This is a genomic window from Streptomyces sp. NPDC107454 (genome assembly GCF_055582885.1).
Window position 1 is genome coordinate 403,841 of record NZ_JBVJPA010000006.1, and the last position, 15,858, is coordinate 419,698.

Below are 15,858 nucleotides of genomic sequence, written 5' to 3' on the forward strand. Positions count from 1 at the left end.
CCCGCGACACCGGCTCCGACACCGACACCGGCTCCGACACCGACACCGGCTCCGACGCCGAGTCGGCCGTGCGGGAGGCCGCGTCCGCGTCCGCGAACGGCGGATCGGCCGTGCGGAGGGCGAGGGCTGTGAAGGGTGCGTCCGTCGCGCGGGAGGCGGGGTCCGTGAACGGTGAGGCCGGTCCTCGGAAAGCGGGGGCCGTGAACGGTGAGGCCGGTTCGGGGAAGGCGGGGGCCGTGAACGGTGTGGCGGGTGTGCGGGAGGCGGCGGGCGCCGAGGGAGAGCCGGGTGCGCCCGACGCCGTGAGCGCGCCCGACGCCGAGGGAGAGCCGGGTGCGCCCGACGTCGAGGGCGCCCCCGACGCAGAGGGGAAGCCGCGCCGCACCACTCGTCGCTTCCCCCTGTTCACGAGGGACACCGCGCGGCCCGAGGGCGGCGGCCGGGCGGCGGGCGGCGACGCCCCGGCCCCGGCCCGCCAGTGGCCGATCCTCGCCGTGCTGTCGGCCGTCGGACTCGGCCTGCTGCTGACCGCCCTCGACGTGTTCCGGCTCGGCACGATCCTGATCGGCGCCGCGCTGCTGGCCGGCGCCGTGATGCGCTGGATGCTGCCCGACGTGGGCATGCTCGCGGTCCGCTCCCGCTTCACGGACATGGTCACGTACGGCGTGCTGGGCGTCGCCATCGTGCTGCTCTCGCTGATGGCACAGCCCAACCCGTGGCTGGTGATCCCGTTCCTGGACGACACGCTGCACTTCACGGTCCGCTGAGACCCCCGCGCATGCCCTGAAGCAGGGCGCGGCCCGTCCCCTCCCCCGAGTAAGGACGGGCCGCGGCCGGGCGGCCGGACCGCCCGGGTCAACCCTTCTGTACAGGCACCGCCTGTACAACAGCCGTCAGTTCCCTGTGGCACGGAAGTGACCATTCCGCCACGCTGTCCGCGCCACGTCACGGGAACCGTCAACCGCCCGGCGTCGTCAATCGCTCACGGGGAACGACACGGGGCGCCTGGTGAGCGCCGCGGGAGGTGGGTGAAGCGATGGGTGCCTGGCAGCCGCTGCCGGAGGAGCTTCCGGCGGAGGTACGGCACTTCGTCGAGCAGCTGCGGCTGCTCAAGGACCGCACCGGGATGAGCCTGGTCGCGCTGGGCACGCGCACCGCGTACAGCAAGTCCTCCTGGCAGCGCTACCTCAACGCGAGCCAGCCGCCGCCCCGGCAGGCGGTCGTCGCCCTGTGCCGGGTCGCGGGTGTCGCGGACGAGGAGACCGAACGCTTCGGGGTGCGCTGGGAACTGGCGGTGCGGGCCTGGCCGCGCGAGCCCGTGCCGCCCGTGCCGCCCGTACGGGTACCGGCGGGCGGTCCCGGCCCCGTCGTGCACGGCGCTCCCGCCGTGCGCGGCCGTGACGGCTACGAGGAGGACCCCACGCTCCCGTGGTGGGACCTGCTCGACGAGGAGGCGTCCCGGCGGCCCGCCGGGCCCCGTACGCCCCGCCTCCTCCTCTACGCGGCCCTCCTCGCCGTCGTCATCCTGCTCGCCGCCGTCGTGGGTGCCGTCACCCTCGGGTGAACTGAGCGTTCTCGTGACGGGTGAGGTCGCACCTGTGTTCCCGTTGTGTCGATGTCTTGACAAGTTCAGGGATTTACCCTGATCCACACCAACAACCCGGTTAGCGTGGCCAATCGGGACGGTATCGGACGTCCTGTTGCGGAGGGCGAGGGTCCGATTGGCGGGCATGACGTCGATGGGACAATGGGCCGCAGCCCGCGGGGCGTGCAACGGTGCATGCCCGGGCCCGAATGCTCCCGTACGCCCCCATCCCGGGAACTGAGATCCTGACCGATCGCATCCCTGTGGGTAGCCAGAACGGGGACCGGGGGGGCCGGGGGGACTCGACGGAGGGGCGCCGAACACGCGGGGGAACAGTCAGGCATGTACGGGGGGAAAGAAGCAGGGGGGAGCAGTAATGCCTCGTTGGAGGGACTTGCCGGATGAACTCGATCCGCAGGTCAGGGAGTTCGCCAGCCAGTTGCGCCGACTGGTCGACCGGAGCGGGCTGAGCATCGCCGCGGTGGCCGACCGTACGGGCTACAGCAAGACGTCCTGGGAGCGGTACCTCAACGGTCGGCTTCTCGCGCCCAAGGGCGCGATCGTCGCCCTGGCCGAGGTGACCGGGACCAATCCCATCCATCTGACGACCATGTGGGAGCTGGCCGAGCGTGCGTGGAGCCGCTCGGAGATGCGCCACGACATGACCATGGAAGCGATCCGGATCTCTCAGGCGCGCGCCGCGCTCGGGGAGTTCGGGGCGCCCCCGGCGAAGGGGAGCAACGGCAAGCAGGCCCGCAAGGGCGGCAGCGCGACCGCGACGCCCGGCATCACGCCGGGGATCGCCGGGCCCGCGGGGGTGTCGCCGACGGTGCCGCCGCAGCCGTCCGCCACGGAGGTGGAGGACTCGTCGTACGGCTCTTCGTCGCCGCTCGGGGGTGGGGCGCGTGGGGGTGCCGGGTACGGAGGGTCCTCTTCGGGCGGGTCTTCCGGAGGGTCTTCGGGCGGGCCTTCGTCCGGTGGGGGCTCGCGTGGTGGGGGCTGGGGGGTCGTCGCCACGCCGTCCGGTGACGGGGGGCGGTACGGTCCGTCGACTCCGGCGGGATCTGTGGGGCCGGGGGGTTCTGCGGGTTCTGTGGGTTCCGCGGGGTCTGTGGGTTCGTCGGAGCCGGGCGGTTCTGTGGGTCCGGCCGGGTCGGTCGGTGCCGGTGGGCCGGGTGCGCCCGTGGGCGGATCCGCGGACGCGGCGGCGCGGCGTAAGCGGCGGCTGACGATGTTCCTCGCGGGGGTTGTGGGTGCGCTCGTGGTGATAGCCGCGGTCGTGTACTTCACCGGGGGCGGCGACGGCAAGAAGGCGGCGAGTGCGCCGAAGACGCCTTCGACGTCCGCCTCGGTCAATCCCGATCTGCCGGCCGGGGTGAAGTGCAGCGGCGCCGACTGCACGGGCAAGGACCCGGAGAACATGGGGTGCGGTGGGCAACTGGCGACGACCAGCACCAGCATCACCGTGGGTACCACCCTCGTCGAGGTGCGCTACAGCAAGACCTGCGCCGCTGCCTGGGCCCGTATCACCCAGGCCGTGATCGGTGACTCGGTGCAGGTGACGGGTGGGGGTGCTGCCGCGCAGACCGGGACCGTCGACAACGCCACCGATGCGTACACCCCGATGATCGCCGTCAAGGATGCCGCCGAGGCGAAGGCTTGCGTCACGTTGAAATCGGGCCAGAAGGGCTGCACGAAGTGAAGTAACGGGGGGAGGGGCTGGGGCGGGTGGGTGCGTGCGGCATGTTTCCTCGCCCCCGCCGCCCCTACCCGTCCCATCCCTACCCGGGGGCTCCGCCCCCAGTCCCCCGCCAGGGGCGCTGCGCCCCCTGGACCCCCGCATCGGCCTGAACGGCCTCGTCCTCAAACGCCGGACGGGCTGAAAGATGCGGGCCGGGGTGGAGGGACCAGGGGTGGGTGGGACATCGGCTCACGGCCTCGTCCTCCAACGCCGGACGGGCTGGGGGAGGGCGGGCCGAGGCGGGTGGGATGACGGGGTGGGTGGGGCATCGGCCTCCGACCCCGTCCTCGAACGCCGGACTGGCTGAAGGACGCGGGCCGGGGTGGGCGGGGTTCAACCCTCGGCCCCGTCCTCGAACGCCGGTCGAGCCGAGGCTTTTAGGGGCGCGGGGAACTGCGCGCCCAGCCCCCACCGTCCCGCAGCCGAGGAAACACCCGCAGGGCCCGCGCCCCTTCAGGGGCGCGGGGAACTGCGCGAGCAACCCCCACCAACCGTCCGTCAAAAGACGAACACGCGGCCGGGATTTCGGGGCGCAGCCCCGCCTGGGGGGCGTGGGCAACCCCCGTTCACCCGTAGCCGAAGAGAACCACCCTCGAAAATCGCGGCGCAGGAATGTTCCGGCGCCGTTGGGGCAGGCGCACCGTACCCCCACGGGATCCGGCCCCGGCCGGTCACCCCGACGGCGGTCGTCGTGTCATCCTCTCCCGGACCGGCGGCCGCCCGGTCGGGGGGCTGTGGGGTGGGCCACACGGGACCCGGCCGTGCGGGATCCTGGATGCGCGATAGCCTGACGGCGGATCTCTCTTGACGCCGAGAGATCGATCATCGGTTCCTTTGATCGATCATTGCGGTGGACGCAGGGGATGATCCTGCACCCCGGGGCAGGGACGCCCCACCGCCTGCTGTCATACGGAGAACGCCATGACCCGCACTCCCGTGAACGTCACCGTCACCGGCGCGGCCGGCCAGATCGGTTACGCCCTGCTCTTCCGCATCGCCTCCGGCCAGTTGCTCGGCGCGGACGTGCCGGTCAAGCTGCGCCTCCTGGAGATCACGCCGGCGCTGAAGGCCGCCGAGGGCACCGCGATGGAGCTCGACGACTGCGCCTTCCCGCTGCTCGCGGGCATCGACATCTCGGACGACCCGAACGTCGCCTTCGACGGCACGAACGTCGCGCTGCTCGTCGGCGCCCGCCCCCGTACCAAGGGCATGGAGCGCGGTGACCTGCTCTCCGCCAACGGTGGCATCTTCAAGCCGCAGGGCAAGGCCATCAACGACAACGCCGCGGACGACATCAAGGTCCTCGTCGTCGGCAACCCGGCCAACACCAACGCCCTCATCGCCCAGGCCGCCGCCCCGGACGTACCGGCCGAGCGCTTCACCGCGATGACCCGCCTCGACCACAACCGCGCGCTGACCCAGCTCGCGAAGAAGACGGGCTCGACGGTCGCCGACATCAAGCGGCTCACCATCTGGGGCAACCACTCCGCCACCCAGTACCCGGACATCTTCCACGCCACGGTCGCCGGCAAGAACGCCGCCGAGGTCGTGAACGACGAGAAGTGGCTCGCCGAGGACTTCATCCCGACCGTCGCCAAGCGCGGTGCCGCGATCATCGAGGCCCGTGGCGCGTCCTCCGCCGCCTCCGCCGCCAACGCCGCCATCGACCACGTCCACACCTGGGTCAACGGCACCGCCGACGGTGACTGGACCTCCATGGGTATCCCGTCGGACGGTTCCTACGGCGTGCCCGAGGGGATCATCTCCTCCTTCCCGGTCACCACCAAGGACGGGCAGTACGAGATCGTCCAGGGCCTGGACATCAACGAGTTCTCCCGCGCCCGTATCGACGCCTCCGTCAAGGAGCTCGAGGAGGAGCGCGACGCGGTCCGCGGTCTCGGTCTGATCTGAGGTACCCGACTCACCTGAGTCACTCGCAACTCATCGGCCCCGTCCGGGAAGTGTCCCGGGCGGGGCCGACGCATGCGTACAGAAAGTACGCATCGAACGTACATGCTTTCTCGCTGTATGCGGGGGTGCACGGGGAGTAACTCTCGCTATCGTCGTGACGTACGGTCCGGTAGGGGAGCGCAGGGCTGCTCAAGAGAGCTGGGGCGCGGCCGGGGGAGACACACGGGGGTGGTCCCAGTGACGGAATCGGCGAGACGGTACGCACACAGCGAGGCGACACGGCTGTTGTGTGCCGGAGTGCATCTGGACACCGTGTTCCGGGCACGGGTCATCGACGAACTCATAGGGCACGAGGAGCGCCCCGCGGCACCGTCCCTCGGTGTCGACGTCGTCGCCGTGCTCGCGCACGCGCTGCGGGCGCGCCGCAGGGAGGCCCTGACCGGGCTCGGCCTGCTGGCCATCTGGATCGTGTTCTTCCTGGTGGAGGTGGTTCGGGCGGCCACCAGCGTCGCGGACTCCGGGGTCCAGGGCTTCGCGGGCGTGTTCGGCGCCGCCGCCGTGTTCTTCTATGCCGCCGTCTGCGTTCTGCTGTGGTCCGCGCGGGCCGCGTCCGGGTGGGGCATGAGCATGTACGCCGCGAGCCGGGACGAGTCCGCCCGGCTGCGTCTGCCGCGCAGGGCGACCGCCTGGGGGCTCACCTTCATGGCGCGGGCCGCGGAGATCGCCTACTGGGTGTACGCGTTCACTCAGTTGCTCCACGACCCCTTTCTGGTGATCTTCCCGCTCCTGCTCACCTTCGTGATCGGTGCCCACCGCTCCCAGGTGGCCGCGGTCATGAGCGTCGAACTCTCCCGGGACGCCTTCGCCCGTACGTCCGTGGCACTGCCCATGGGCAGCGAGCGTCAGCTCCGGGTCGCGCGGGCCGTCACCTGGGAGCAGCACGCGTCCGTGGCGCTCTACGACGCCCACCGGCCGTTCGTCGGCGCGGGAAAGCCGTACGAGCCCTGGTCGTTCGCGATGGAGATCACCCCCGCCAAGAAGCCGTTCGACGGTCTGAACGGGAAGCTGCCCGAGCAGACCGGCGACGGATCGGCGAACGGGCACCGCCCGCCGGTGCAGTTGACCAACCGGCAGATCCTCGACCTGGTCGTACCGAAGCTGGAGGCGCTGCGGGAGTCCGCCGCGCGCACCAGCCGGGACCGGCTCAAGGACCTGGAGGTCGAGGAGTTCGTCTACCTGCCCTACGGCGTGGGCCGCAACCAGGGCGTGTACGAGCCGTCGTCGGCCCGGTTGCACCTGGACGGGGCGGTGGACGAGGGCGGCGAGGCGCGCCGTCACTTCCTGCGCGTCAGGGTCGGCGCCTGGGACGAGCAGGTCGTGGTCTCGGTGCTGGTCCGCGTCCACACGCAGGGCGGGATGCTGGTGCTGGAAGTCGTGCCGCACGTGCTGGGGCCGATCTTCGAGGAGTACCGGCGCGTCGACTTCATCGCGGCCTCCGGGGAGGGCGCGACGGCGCGTGAGGTGCTGCGGACGGTGCTGTCCGCCCCGGCGACGGGCGTGGTGGCCGGGTTCTCCATGCTGCGCACCCTCGTCCAGTGCCTGCGCACCTGGCTGGCCCGGCCCGAACAGGCCCCGCCGGACGCCCCGTTGGTGTCCGTGCGGGAGATGGGCAGCACCGACCGGCTGTCGCTGTTCCAGGAGATGGACGTCAGCCGTTACATCAAGACCGTCGAGGACCGCATCGCGAGCGGGGTGCGCGAGGCGCTGCGGCGCAGCGGCTGTGAGACGGGCAGCTTCGAGCAGAACATCTTCAACGTGGCCGCGGGGGGCCAGTTCATCGGGCAGATGAGCGGTGGCACCGCGGTGGGCCGGATCAGCAAGAGCGCCGTCTCCATGGGCAGTGGGGGCGCGTCGTACAACGAGGGGAGCAGGGATGACTGAGGGCTCGGGCGGGCGGGTCGACCGGATCACGCGCAGTGCGGTGAACTTCGGCGACCACGGCACCGCGAACTATCACGAGGCGCCGCCCGCGGCCGACGCCGACGAGACGACCGTGGCGCTCCTGGAGGCCGTCCGCACGTTGCGCGACCATCTGCGGCTGCTCACGGAGACCGACGACACGACCGGGCTCGACGGCGAACTGGCCGTGGTGCAGGGGGAGATCGAGAGAACGGGCCAGGCGGACCCGGCGCGGCTCGGCCGGCTGCGGATGCGCCTGGAGACCGCCGCCGCGGCCGTGGCGGGGCTGGCGTCGACGGCGGCCGTGGTGCAGGTGATCGCGCAGCTGGCCGGTTAGCGGTCGGCGCGGGACCGGTCTAGTGGGAACGGGGTGACGAGGTGGCGCAACGGTGGGACGAGGACCGCCAGCGGTGGGTCGACGACGGCGCGGGCGGGCAGGGCAGGGGCGGGGCCGGTGGTGGCGGGGTGCCGCCGGACGCGGAGCAGCAGTGGTGGGCGTCGGCGACGACCCAGGCGGGGCCACCGCGCCCGCCCGAGACGCCCCTGCCGCCACCGTCGTGGCCCGGGCCCGGCGGGAGTTCCGGCGGCGGTCGGGGACCGGCCCCCACGGACTCGCGCCGGCTGCTGGTCGTGATCGTGGCCGTCGCCGTCCTCGCGGGCGGTGTCGGAGGCGCGGTGTGGGCGCTGACCAGGAGCGACTCGTCCGGGCACACCGGCGCCGACCCGTCGCGCCCGGCGGTGACCGTCACGGCGACCCAGAGCGTTCCTTCCCCGGACACCGGGTACACCTCCGGGAGTCCGGACATCTACGCCGGTTCGGGCGGGTCCAGCGACCCGGCGACGCAGCCCACGACCCCGGAGCCGTCGCCCGGCTACAGCAGGTCGGTGGATCCGGTGGGCTACACGGTGGACGTGCCGGACGGCTGGGTACGCGAGGAGGTCCAGGGCAAGCTGGCGCCGGTCGTCACCTACACGGCCCCCGGCGGCAGTAGCAGGCTCATGCTGTTCGAGGTCAAGGAGAGCTCCCTGGCCGAGTCGTCGTCCCAGGCCGAGGAGATCTCGCAGAAGCTCCCTGGGTACCGGCTCATCGCGCGGCAGAACGGCACCGGCTGGACGGAGGTCACCTACCGCTACGACAGCCCGCAGAAGGGCGCCACGCATGTGGTCGACCACCGCTTCCAGGCCGCCGACGGCACGCTCTACGCGATCAACGCGAGCGGTCCCGAGGGCGTGGACATGACGGGCCCGCTCACCACGGCCCTGAACTCCTTCTGCCCCACCGACACGAGTTGCGCGAGTAGTACCTAGTTCTCAACGCCCGTTTCTCCACCAGCTTTCCGCTGGTTCTCCGACGGGCCGGGCAGCCGCTTCTCGAACCAGTGGGCGGCGTAGACGTTGTCGTCGTAGCGCGGGATCTCGGAGTAGCCGCACGCCCGGTACATCGCCTGCGCCTCGGTGAGCACCGAGTGGGTGTCGAGGCGTACGACGCCGTACCCGCGCGCGACGGCCGCCCGCTCCAGCCCGTCGAGGATCCGGCCGGCGAGGCCGAGCCGCCGGGCCTCGGGCCGCACCCACACATGCCGGATCTCGCCGGTGTCCGGTGTGAGCCGGCGCAGCGCCCCGCACCCCACGGGACGCCCTTCCTCGTACGCGACCAGGAAGGCACCCGAGTCCCCCGACACCTCGTCGGGCCGTACGAGGGCGGCGGGGTCGAAGCCCTCCGGGAACCGTGCGTCGATGTCGGCGGCGTACCCGGCGAGGCAGTCGCGCGCGTCGCGCGACGCACCGTCGACGGACTCGACGGTGATCGCGGCCAGCCGCAGCAGCCGCTCGGCGGCGGCGATGGCGGCGGTGAGCTCGCCGCGCCGGCGCTCGTCGAGGGAGCCGAGCAGCCCCTCGGCCAGCGTGTCGGCCCGCCGGTTCTGCTCCTCGATCTCGACCCGCCCGGCCGGCGTGAGTTCCGCGACCCGCAGCCGGCTGTCCTCGGCCGGCACGCTCACCCGCACCAGCCCCTGCACCTGCAGCGCCCGGACCATCCGGCTCAAGTACCCGGCGTCCAGGCCGAGCCGGCCGCGCAGCTCCCGCAGCGAGGCCCCGTCCCCGATCTCGAACAGCAGCCGGGCCTCGCCGAGCGGCCGGTCCTGTCCGAGGTAGTGGTCGTCGAGGGCTCCGATGCGCCGGGTGAAGTACCGGTTGAAGCGCCGCAGCGCCCGCACGTCTTCCGCTGACACCCGTCCATTCATTCTTTGACTCTAGTCAACCTTTGACTTGAGTCAAAGGAGACCGGGACCGGTTCGGCCACGGGCGGTGTGCGTTGTGCGGTTTCTGGTCGTATTTCTACTCATTTTTCAGTGACGCCGGGCACTTTTGGTCACTGGTTGTGCATGCATTCCGGGTCGAGGGGCAGGCGCTCCCGGTCCCCGAGAGTGACACGCGTGTGACACACGGGCACGCAGGGGCACGGAACAGGAACGGAAGGCAACACCGACCATGGCCGGACACCAAGCGCACCAGGCTCAGCAGGCACAACAGACCCTTCACGTGGGTGGAGAGTGGCGGGAGGCCGTCTCCCGTGCGACCCGCGAGATCCTCGATCCCGCGGATGCCAAGCCGTTCGCCGTGGTCGCGGAGGGTGACGAGCGCGACGTGGACGCCGCCGTCGCCGCCGCCCGCCACGCCTTCGACACGGGGGAGTGGCCCCGTACCCCGGTCGCCGGGCGCGCCGCGCTGCTGCGCCGCGTCGCCGGCCTCCTCGTCCGCGACCGCGAGGAGCTGGGACTCCTGGAGAGCCGCGACGCGGGCAAGACCCTGGAGGAGGGGCGGGTCGACATCGACTGTGTCGCGGACGCCTTCCGGTACTTCGCCGACCTCGTCGTGGCGGAGGGCGGCGGGCGGGTCGTCGACGCCGGGTCCGCCGACGTCCACAGCGTCGTCGTGCACGAGCCCGTCGGTGTCTGCGCGCTGATCACCCCCTGGAACTATCCGCTCCTTCAGGCCAGTTGGAAGATCGCGCCCGCCCTCGCCGCCGGGAACACCTTCGTGGTCAAGCCGAGCGAGATCACCCCGCTGACGACGATCGCGCTGATTCGGCTGCTCACCGAGGCCGGCCTCCCCGCCGGGGTCGCGGGCCTCGTGACCGGCCCGGGGCACACGGTGGGCGCCCGCCTCGCCGAGCACCCGGACGTCGACCTCGTCTCCTTCACCGGCGGCCTGGTCAGCGGCACGAAGGTGGCGCGGGCCGCCGCGGAGAGCGTCAAGAAGGTCGCCCTGGAGCTCGGCGGCAAGAACCCCAACGTCGTGTTCGCCGACGCCTGCGCCACGGACGAGGACTTCGACACCGCCGTCGACCAGGCCCTCAACGCCGCCTTCATCCACAGCGGCCAGGTCTGCTCGGCCGGATCCCGGCTCATCGTCGAGGAGTCCGTGCGCGAGCGTTTCGTCGCCGAACTCGCCCGCAGGGCAGGCAGGATCAGGCTCGGCCGCGGCACCGAGGACGGCGTCGAGTGCGGCCCCCTCGTGTCGGAGGGGCAGCGCGAGAAGACCGAGGCGTACGTCGCCTCCGCGCTCGCGGAGGGCGCGGTGCTGCGTGCGGGCGGCCGGCGCCCCGAGCCGTGCGCCCAGCGGCCCGCCACCGGGTACTTCTACGAGCCGACCGTCCTCGACCAGTGCCACCGCGAGATGAAGGTGGTCCGCGAGGAGGTCTTCGGGCCCGTCCTGACCGTGGAGACCTTCCGCACCGAGGACGAGGCCGTCGCGCTCGCCAACGACACCGAGTACGGGCTCGCGGGCGCCGTCTGGACCACCGACGCGGGCCGCGCCCGCCGCGTCGCGGGACGACTGCGGCACGGCACCGTCTGGATCAACGACTTCCACCCCTACCTCCCGCAGGCGGAGTGGGGCGGCTTCGGGAAGAGCGGCGTGGGGCGCGAACTGGGCCCGGCGGGCCTCGCCGAGTACCGCGAGACCAAGCACGTCTACCAGAACCTGGCGCCGAAGCCGGTCCGCTGGTTCGCGGGCCGACCCCAGTGACGTAACCCCCCAAGCCCACACAGCACCTGCCCCTTGCACCCTGGAGCACCCCCATGCACGAAAGCACGCACGAGAACGCGTCCGAGAACAGTTACGACTACGTCGTCATCGGCGGCGGCACGGCAGGCTCCGTCATCGCCTCCCGGCTCACCGAGAACGCCGACGTCACGGTCGCCGTCATCGAGGGCGGTCCCAGCGACGTCGGCCGTGAGGACGTCCTCACCCTGCGCCGCTGGATGGGCCTGCTCGGCGGCGAACTGGACTACGACTACCCGACCACCGTGCAGCCGCGCGGCAACTCGCACATCCGGCACAGCCGGGCCCGCGTCCTCGGCGGCTGTTCGTCCCACAACACGCTGATCGCCTTCAAGCCGCTGCCGTCCGACTGGGACGAGTGGGAGGCGGCGGGCGCCAAGGGCTGGGGCGCGGTGCCCATGGAGGCGTACTTCGCGCGGCTCCTCAACAACATCGTCCCGGTCGACGAGAAGGACCGCAACGCCATCGCCCGCGACTTCGTCGACGCCGCCCGGGGCGCGCTGGGCGTGCCCCTCGTCGAGGGCTTCAACAAGAAGCCGTTCACCGAGGGCACCGGTTTCTTCGACCTCGCCTACCACCCCGAGAACAACAAGCGCTCCAGCGCGTCGGTCGCGTATCTCCACCCGGTGATGGACGAACGGCCCAACCTCACGCTGCTGCTGGAGACCTGGGCGTACCGGCTGGAGCTGGAGGGGACGCGCGCCACGGGCGTGCACGTACGCGCCGCGGACGGCACGGAGACCCTCGTACGGGCCCGGCGCGAGGTCCTGCTGTGCGCGGGCGCGGTCGACTCGCCGCGGCTGCTGCTGCATTCCGGGATCGGGCCCGCCCACGACCTGGCGGAGCTCGGCATACCCGTCGTCCACGACCTGCCCGGCGTCGGCGAGAACCTGCTCGACCACCCCGAGTCGGTCATCGTCTGGGAGACCAACGGGCCGATCCCGGAGAACTCGGCGATGGACTCCGACGCGGGCCTGTTCGTGCGCCGCGACCCCGAACAGGCGGGCCCCGACCTGATGTTCCACTTCTACCAGATCCCCTTCACGGACAACCCGGAGCGGCTGGGCTACGAACGCCCGGCGCACGGCGTCTCCATGACCCCCAACATCCCCAAACCGCGCAGCCGCGGCCGCCTCTACCTGACCAGCGCCGATCCCTCGGTCAAGCCCGCCCTCGACTTCCGCTACTTCACGGACGAGGACGACTACGACGGCCGCACCCTCGTCGACGGCATCCGCATCGCCCGCCGGATCGCCCGCACCGAGCCGCTCGCCGGCTGGCTGGGGCGCGAGGTGTGCCCCGGGCCCGAGGTCACCGACGACGAGGAGCTGAGCGCGTACGCCCGTCAGGTCGCGCACACCGTCTACCACCCGGCGGGCACCTGCCGGATGGGCGCCACGGATGATCAACTGGCCGTGGTCGACCCCGAGTTGAGGGTGCGCGGCCTCGACGGTCTGCGGATCGCCGACGCGTCCGTCTTCCCGACGATGCCCGCCGTGAACCCGATGATCGGAGTGCTCATGGTCGGGGAGAAATGCGCCGAGCTGATCGGGGGCGGTGCGTGATGAGTACCGATTCGGTCTTCTCCGTCGACGGCCTGTGGAAGGTGTTCGGGCCGAAGGCCGAGCGCGTCCCCGCCGACCCCGGGCTCGCCGCCCTCAGCCCCGCCGAACTCCGCTCCCGCACCGGCTGCACGGCCGCCGTCCGGGACGTCGGCTTCGACGTCCGCAAGGGCGAGGTCTTCGTCGTCATGGGGCTGTCCGGCTCCGGCAAGTCCACGCTGGTCCGCTGCCTCACCCGGCTGATCGAGCCGACCGCGGGCGCGATCGTCATCGACGGCGAGGACGTACGCGCCATGGACAAGAACCGGCTGCGGGAACTGCGCCGCCACCGCGCCGCGATGGTCTTCCAGCACTTCGGCCTGCTCCCGCACCGCTCGGTGCTCGACAACGTGGCGTACGGCCTGGAGATCCAGGGTGTCGGCAAGGCGGAGCGCCGCGAGAAGGCCGCCGAGGTCGTCGCCAAGGTCGGCCTGGAGGGCATGGAGCAGCGCAGGCCCGGTCAGCTGTCCGGCGGCCAGCAGCAGCGCGTCGGGCTCGCCCGCGCGCTCGCCGTCGACCCCGAAGTCCTGCTCTTCGACGAGCCGTTCAGCGCGCTCGACCCGCTGATCCGGCGCGACATGCAGGAGGAGGTCATCCGGCTGCACCACGACGAGGGCCGCACGATGGTCTTCATCACCCACGACCTCAACGAGGCGCTGCGGCTGGGCGACCGCATCGCGCTCATGCGCGACGGCCGTGTCGTCCAGCTCGGCACCCCCGAGGAGATCGTCGGCTCGCCCGCCGACGACTACGTCCGCGAGTTCGTCCGGGACGTACCGCGCGAACAGGTCATGACCGTCCGTACGGCCATGCGGGCCGCGTCCGCCGCGGAGGCCGCCCGGGGCCCGGCGCTCGCACCCGACGCGACCGTCTCCGAGGCCATCGAGGCCGTGGCCCGCTCGGGCGACCCCGCCCGCGTGATGGACCAGGGACGCTGCGTCGGCGTCGTGGACTCGGCGGCGCTGCTCGGCGTGGTGGCCGGCGCGGACACGCCCGCCGCCGGGGCGCCGGACGGCCCCCGTGGGGAGGCCGCCTGATGGCCACCGTCACCGCGACCGTCGGTCACTCCGGCGTCTCCGCCCTGCTCAAGAACCTCCGCGGACACCGGGCCGTCGGCAAACTGCTGCTGCTCGCCGTCGCGGCGGCCGTGATCGTCCCGGTCCTCGACTCCCACTGGGCGAGCGGCACCTGGCCGGGCGCCCTCACCGTCGATCTCTCCGCACCCCTCGGCCGAGCCAGTGGGTGGATCATCGACAACCGGGACAGCCACCCCCTGTTCCTGTACTTCTTCGGGTACGTCAGCAGCGCCGTCGTCCTCTGCGTGCGCGCCGTCTACGTGGTGCTGCTCGCGGCGGGCTGGGCCGGTGTGACAGCCCTCGCGGCACTCGTCGCCTGGCGCACGGCGGGCGTACGGCTCGCGCTCGGCACGGCCGCCGCGTTCCTCGCCTGCGGACTCCTCGGCATGTGGGTACCGACCATGCAGACCCTCGCGCTCATGGTGGTCGCCGTCCTCGCGTCCGTCCTGCTGGGCGCGCTGCTCGGCCTCGCCGCCGGGCTGTCCGACCGCACCTACCGCGCGCTGCGTCCCGTCCTCGACACCATGCAGGTGCTGCCGGCGTTCGCGTACCTCCTGCCCGTCGTCCTCGTCTTCGGCATCGGCGTGCCCGCCGCCGTCCTGGCCACCGTCGTGTACGCCGCCCCGCCCATGGCCCGGCTCACCGCGCTCGGCCTGCGCGACGCCGACGCCGGGGTGATGGAGGCCGTCACCTCGCTCGGCGCCACCGCCCGCCAGCGCCTGCTGACCGCCCGCCTCCCGCTGGCCCGCAAGGAACTCCTCCTCGGCCTCAACCAGACGATCATGATGGCCCTGTCCATGGCGGTCATCGCCTCCGTGATCGGCGCGGGCGGCCTCGGCGACCGCGTCTACCAGGCCCTGGCCTCCGTCGACGTGGGCGCCGCACTCGCCGCCGGCATCCCCATCGTGCTGCTCGCGGTCGTCCTCGACCGGGTGACGGGAGCGGCGGGGGAGCGGCTCGGCTCGGACTCCCCCGCGATGGCACTGCGCTGGGCGTACGCCGCTGCCGCGGCCCTCGCCGTGGCGCTGGCCGGACACCTCGCCGGCCGTCTCGACTGGCCCGCCTCCTGGACCCTCTCCATCGCCGAGCCCGTGAACCGGGTCGTCGACTGGATGACCAACCACCTCTACTCGGGCGTCCCCTACATCGGCGGCACCGCCGACTGGGCGGGCCACTTCACCACCTGGGTCCTGGATCCCGTCCGGGACGGCCTCCAGTGGCTGCCCTGGTGGTCGGTCCTGCTGATCGTCGCCGCCCTCGCGTGGCTGATCGGCACCTGGCGCACCGCCCTCACCGCGGTCCTCGCGATGGCCGCGATCGGGGTGCTCGGCGTGTGGAAGCCGTCCCTGGACACGCTGTCGCAGGTCCTCGCCGCGGTCGCCGTGACCCTCGTGCTCGGCTTCGCGACCGGTATCGCGGCGGCGCGCAGCGAGCGCGTCGAGCGGCTGCTGCGGCCGGTCCTGGACGTCTTCCAGACGATGCCGCAGTTCGTCTACCTGATCCCGGTGGTGGCGCTGTTCGGCGTGGGCCGCGCGCCCGCCGTGGCCGCCGCGGTCGTCTACGCGCTGCCCGCCGTCGTCCGCATCACCACCCAGGGCCTGCGCGCCGTCGACCCGGCCGCGCTGGAGTCGGCATGCTCGCTCGGCGCGACCGGCGCCCAGCAGCTGCGCCAGGTCCAGCTGCCGCTGGCCCGCCAGTCGCTGCTGCTCGCCGTCAACCAGGGCGTCGTGCTCGTCCTCGCCGTCGTCATCATCGGCGGTCTGGTCGGCGGTGGCGCGCTCGGCTACGACGTCGTGTTCGGCCTCGCACAGGGCGACCTGGCGACCGGCCTCGTCGCCGGCGCGGCGATCGTCTGCCTCGGCCTGATGCTCGACCGGGTGACCCAGCCGACCGCGCGGACCACGAAGAAGGGAGCGTGAC

General features: G+C 72.3%; 12 protein-coding genes. 11 read left to right on the top strand and 1 reads right to left on the bottom strand.

The window, feature by feature from the left end:
* Window positions 1-302 precede the first annotated feature (302 nt).
* The 7 genes from ACZ69M_RS17525 (at window position 303) to ACZ69M_RS17555 (ending at window position 8,504) form a co-directional block, all read left to right on the top strand.
* The gene (locus ACZ69M_RS17525; RefSeq protein WP_470050966.1) at window positions 303-767 is read left to right on the top strand and encodes a DUF3017 domain-containing protein; all 465 of its coding nucleotides are present in this window, start codon (window positions 303-305) and stop codon (window positions 765-767) included.
* 269 nt (window positions 768-1,036) lie between these two features.
* The gene (locus ACZ69M_RS17530; RefSeq protein WP_470050702.1) at window positions 1,037-1,564 is read left to right on the top strand and encodes a helix-turn-helix domain-containing protein; all 528 of its coding nucleotides are present in this window, start codon (window positions 1,037-1,039) and stop codon (window positions 1,562-1,564) included.
* 397 nt (window positions 1,565-1,961) lie between these two features.
* Window positions 1,962-3,287, top strand: a complete 1,326-nt coding sequence (locus tag ACZ69M_RS17535; protein WP_470050704.1) for an XRE family transcriptional regulator — start codon at window positions 1,962-1,964, stop codon at window positions 3,285-3,287.
* A gap of 960 nt (window positions 3,288-4,247) precedes the next feature.
* Complete coding sequence (locus tag ACZ69M_RS17540; RefSeq protein ID WP_470050706.1) at window positions 4,248-5,237, top strand: malate dehydrogenase; 990 nt, start codon at window positions 4,248-4,250, stop codon at window positions 5,235-5,237.
* Between the two features lie 297 nt (window positions 5,238-5,534).
* On the top strand, window positions 5,535-7,178 hold the full coding sequence (locus ACZ69M_RS17545) for a hypothetical protein (RefSeq protein WP_470050708.1): 1,644 nt from the start codon (window positions 5,535-5,537) through the stop codon (window positions 7,176-7,178).
* Window positions 7,171-7,533: a hypothetical protein gene (locus ACZ69M_RS17550; protein ID WP_470050709.1), complete on the top strand. Its 363-nt coding sequence runs from the start codon at window positions 7,171-7,173 to the stop codon at window positions 7,531-7,533. Before ACZ69M_RS17545 ends, ACZ69M_RS17550 begins: the two co-directional genes overlap by 8 nt.
* Before the next feature lie 41 nt (window positions 7,534-7,574).
* Window positions 7,575-8,504, top strand: a complete 930-nt coding sequence (locus tag ACZ69M_RS17555) for a hypothetical protein (protein WP_470050711.1) — start codon at window positions 7,575-7,577, stop codon at window positions 8,502-8,504.
* Here the strand turns inward: ACZ69M_RS17555 and ACZ69M_RS17560 are convergent.
* A complete protein-coding gene (locus ACZ69M_RS17560; protein WP_470050713.1) occupies window positions 8,501-9,439 on the bottom strand; it encodes a bifunctional helix-turn-helix transcriptional regulator/GNAT family N-acetyltransferase in 939 nt (312 codons plus the stop codon). The two genes, ACZ69M_RS17555 and ACZ69M_RS17560, sit on opposite strands and share 4 nt — an antisense overlap.
* 247 nt (window positions 9,440-9,686) lie before the next feature.
* Here ACZ69M_RS17560 and ACZ69M_RS17565 point away from each other — a divergent pair, with 247 nt between their 5' ends.
* The 4 genes from ACZ69M_RS17565 to ACZ69M_RS17580 are packed head-to-tail and all read left to right on the top strand — an operon-like array spanning window position 9,687 to window position 15,857.
* Window positions 9,687-11,225: an aldehyde dehydrogenase family protein gene (locus ACZ69M_RS17565; RefSeq protein WP_470050715.1), complete on the top strand. Its 1,539-nt coding sequence runs from the start codon at window positions 9,687-9,689 to the stop codon at window positions 11,223-11,225.
* A 53-nt stretch (window positions 11,226-11,278) separates the two neighbouring features.
* Window positions 11,279-12,826, top strand: coding sequence for a GMC family oxidoreductase (locus ACZ69M_RS17570; RefSeq protein WP_470050717.1), 1,548 nt, complete (start codon window positions 11,279-11,281; stop codon window positions 12,824-12,826).
* On the top strand, window positions 12,826-13,899 hold the full coding sequence (locus ACZ69M_RS17575) for a quaternary amine ABC transporter ATP-binding protein (protein ID WP_470050719.1): 1,074 nt from the start codon (window positions 12,826-12,828) through the stop codon (window positions 13,897-13,899). The genes ACZ69M_RS17570 and ACZ69M_RS17575 overlap by 1 nt, the downstream gene beginning before the upstream one ends.
* Window positions 13,899-15,857, top strand: coding sequence for an ABC transporter permease (locus ACZ69M_RS17580; protein WP_470050721.1), 1,959 nt, complete (start codon window positions 13,899-13,901; stop codon window positions 15,855-15,857). Before ACZ69M_RS17575 ends, ACZ69M_RS17580 begins: the two co-directional genes overlap by 1 nt.
* Window position 15,858 lies beyond the last annotated feature (1 nt).

What these genes read in the sequence shown, in the direction of transcription:
- ACZ69M_RS17565 (WP_470050715.1), top strand. Translation starts at nt 9,687, where the DNA reads ATGGCCGGACACCAAGCGCACCAGGCTCAGCAGGCACAACAGACCCTT.
- ACZ69M_RS17530 (WP_470050702.1), top strand. Translation starts at nt 1,037, where the DNA reads ATGGGTGCCTGGCAGCCGCTGCCGGAGGAGCTTCCGGCGGAGGTACGG.
- ACZ69M_RS17550 (WP_470050709.1), top strand. Translation starts at nt 7,171, where the DNA reads ATGACTGAGGGCTCGGGCGGGCGGGTCGACCGGATCACGCGCAGTGCG.
- ACZ69M_RS17580 (WP_470050721.1), top strand. Translation starts at nt 13,899, where the DNA reads ATGGCCACCGTCACCGCGACCGTCGGTCACTCCGGCGTCTCCGCCCTG.
- ACZ69M_RS17575 (WP_470050719.1), top strand. Translation starts at nt 12,826, where the DNA reads ATGAGTACCGATTCGGTCTTCTCCGTCGACGGCCTGTGGAAGGTGTTC.
- ACZ69M_RS17560 (WP_470050713.1), bottom strand. Translation starts at nt 9,439, where the DNA reads ATGAATGGACGGGTGTCAGCGGAAGACGTGCGGGCGCTGCGGCGCTTC.
- ACZ69M_RS17535 (WP_470050704.1), top strand. Translation starts at nt 1,962, where the DNA reads ATGCCTCGTTGGAGGGACTTGCCGGATGAACTCGATCCGCAGGTCAGG.
- ACZ69M_RS17540 (WP_470050706.1), top strand. Translation starts at nt 4,248, where the DNA reads ATGACCCGCACTCCCGTGAACGTCACCGTCACCGGCGCGGCCGGCCAG.
- ACZ69M_RS17570 (WP_470050717.1), top strand. Translation starts at nt 11,279, where the DNA reads ATGCACGAAAGCACGCACGAGAACGCGTCCGAGAACAGTTACGACTAC.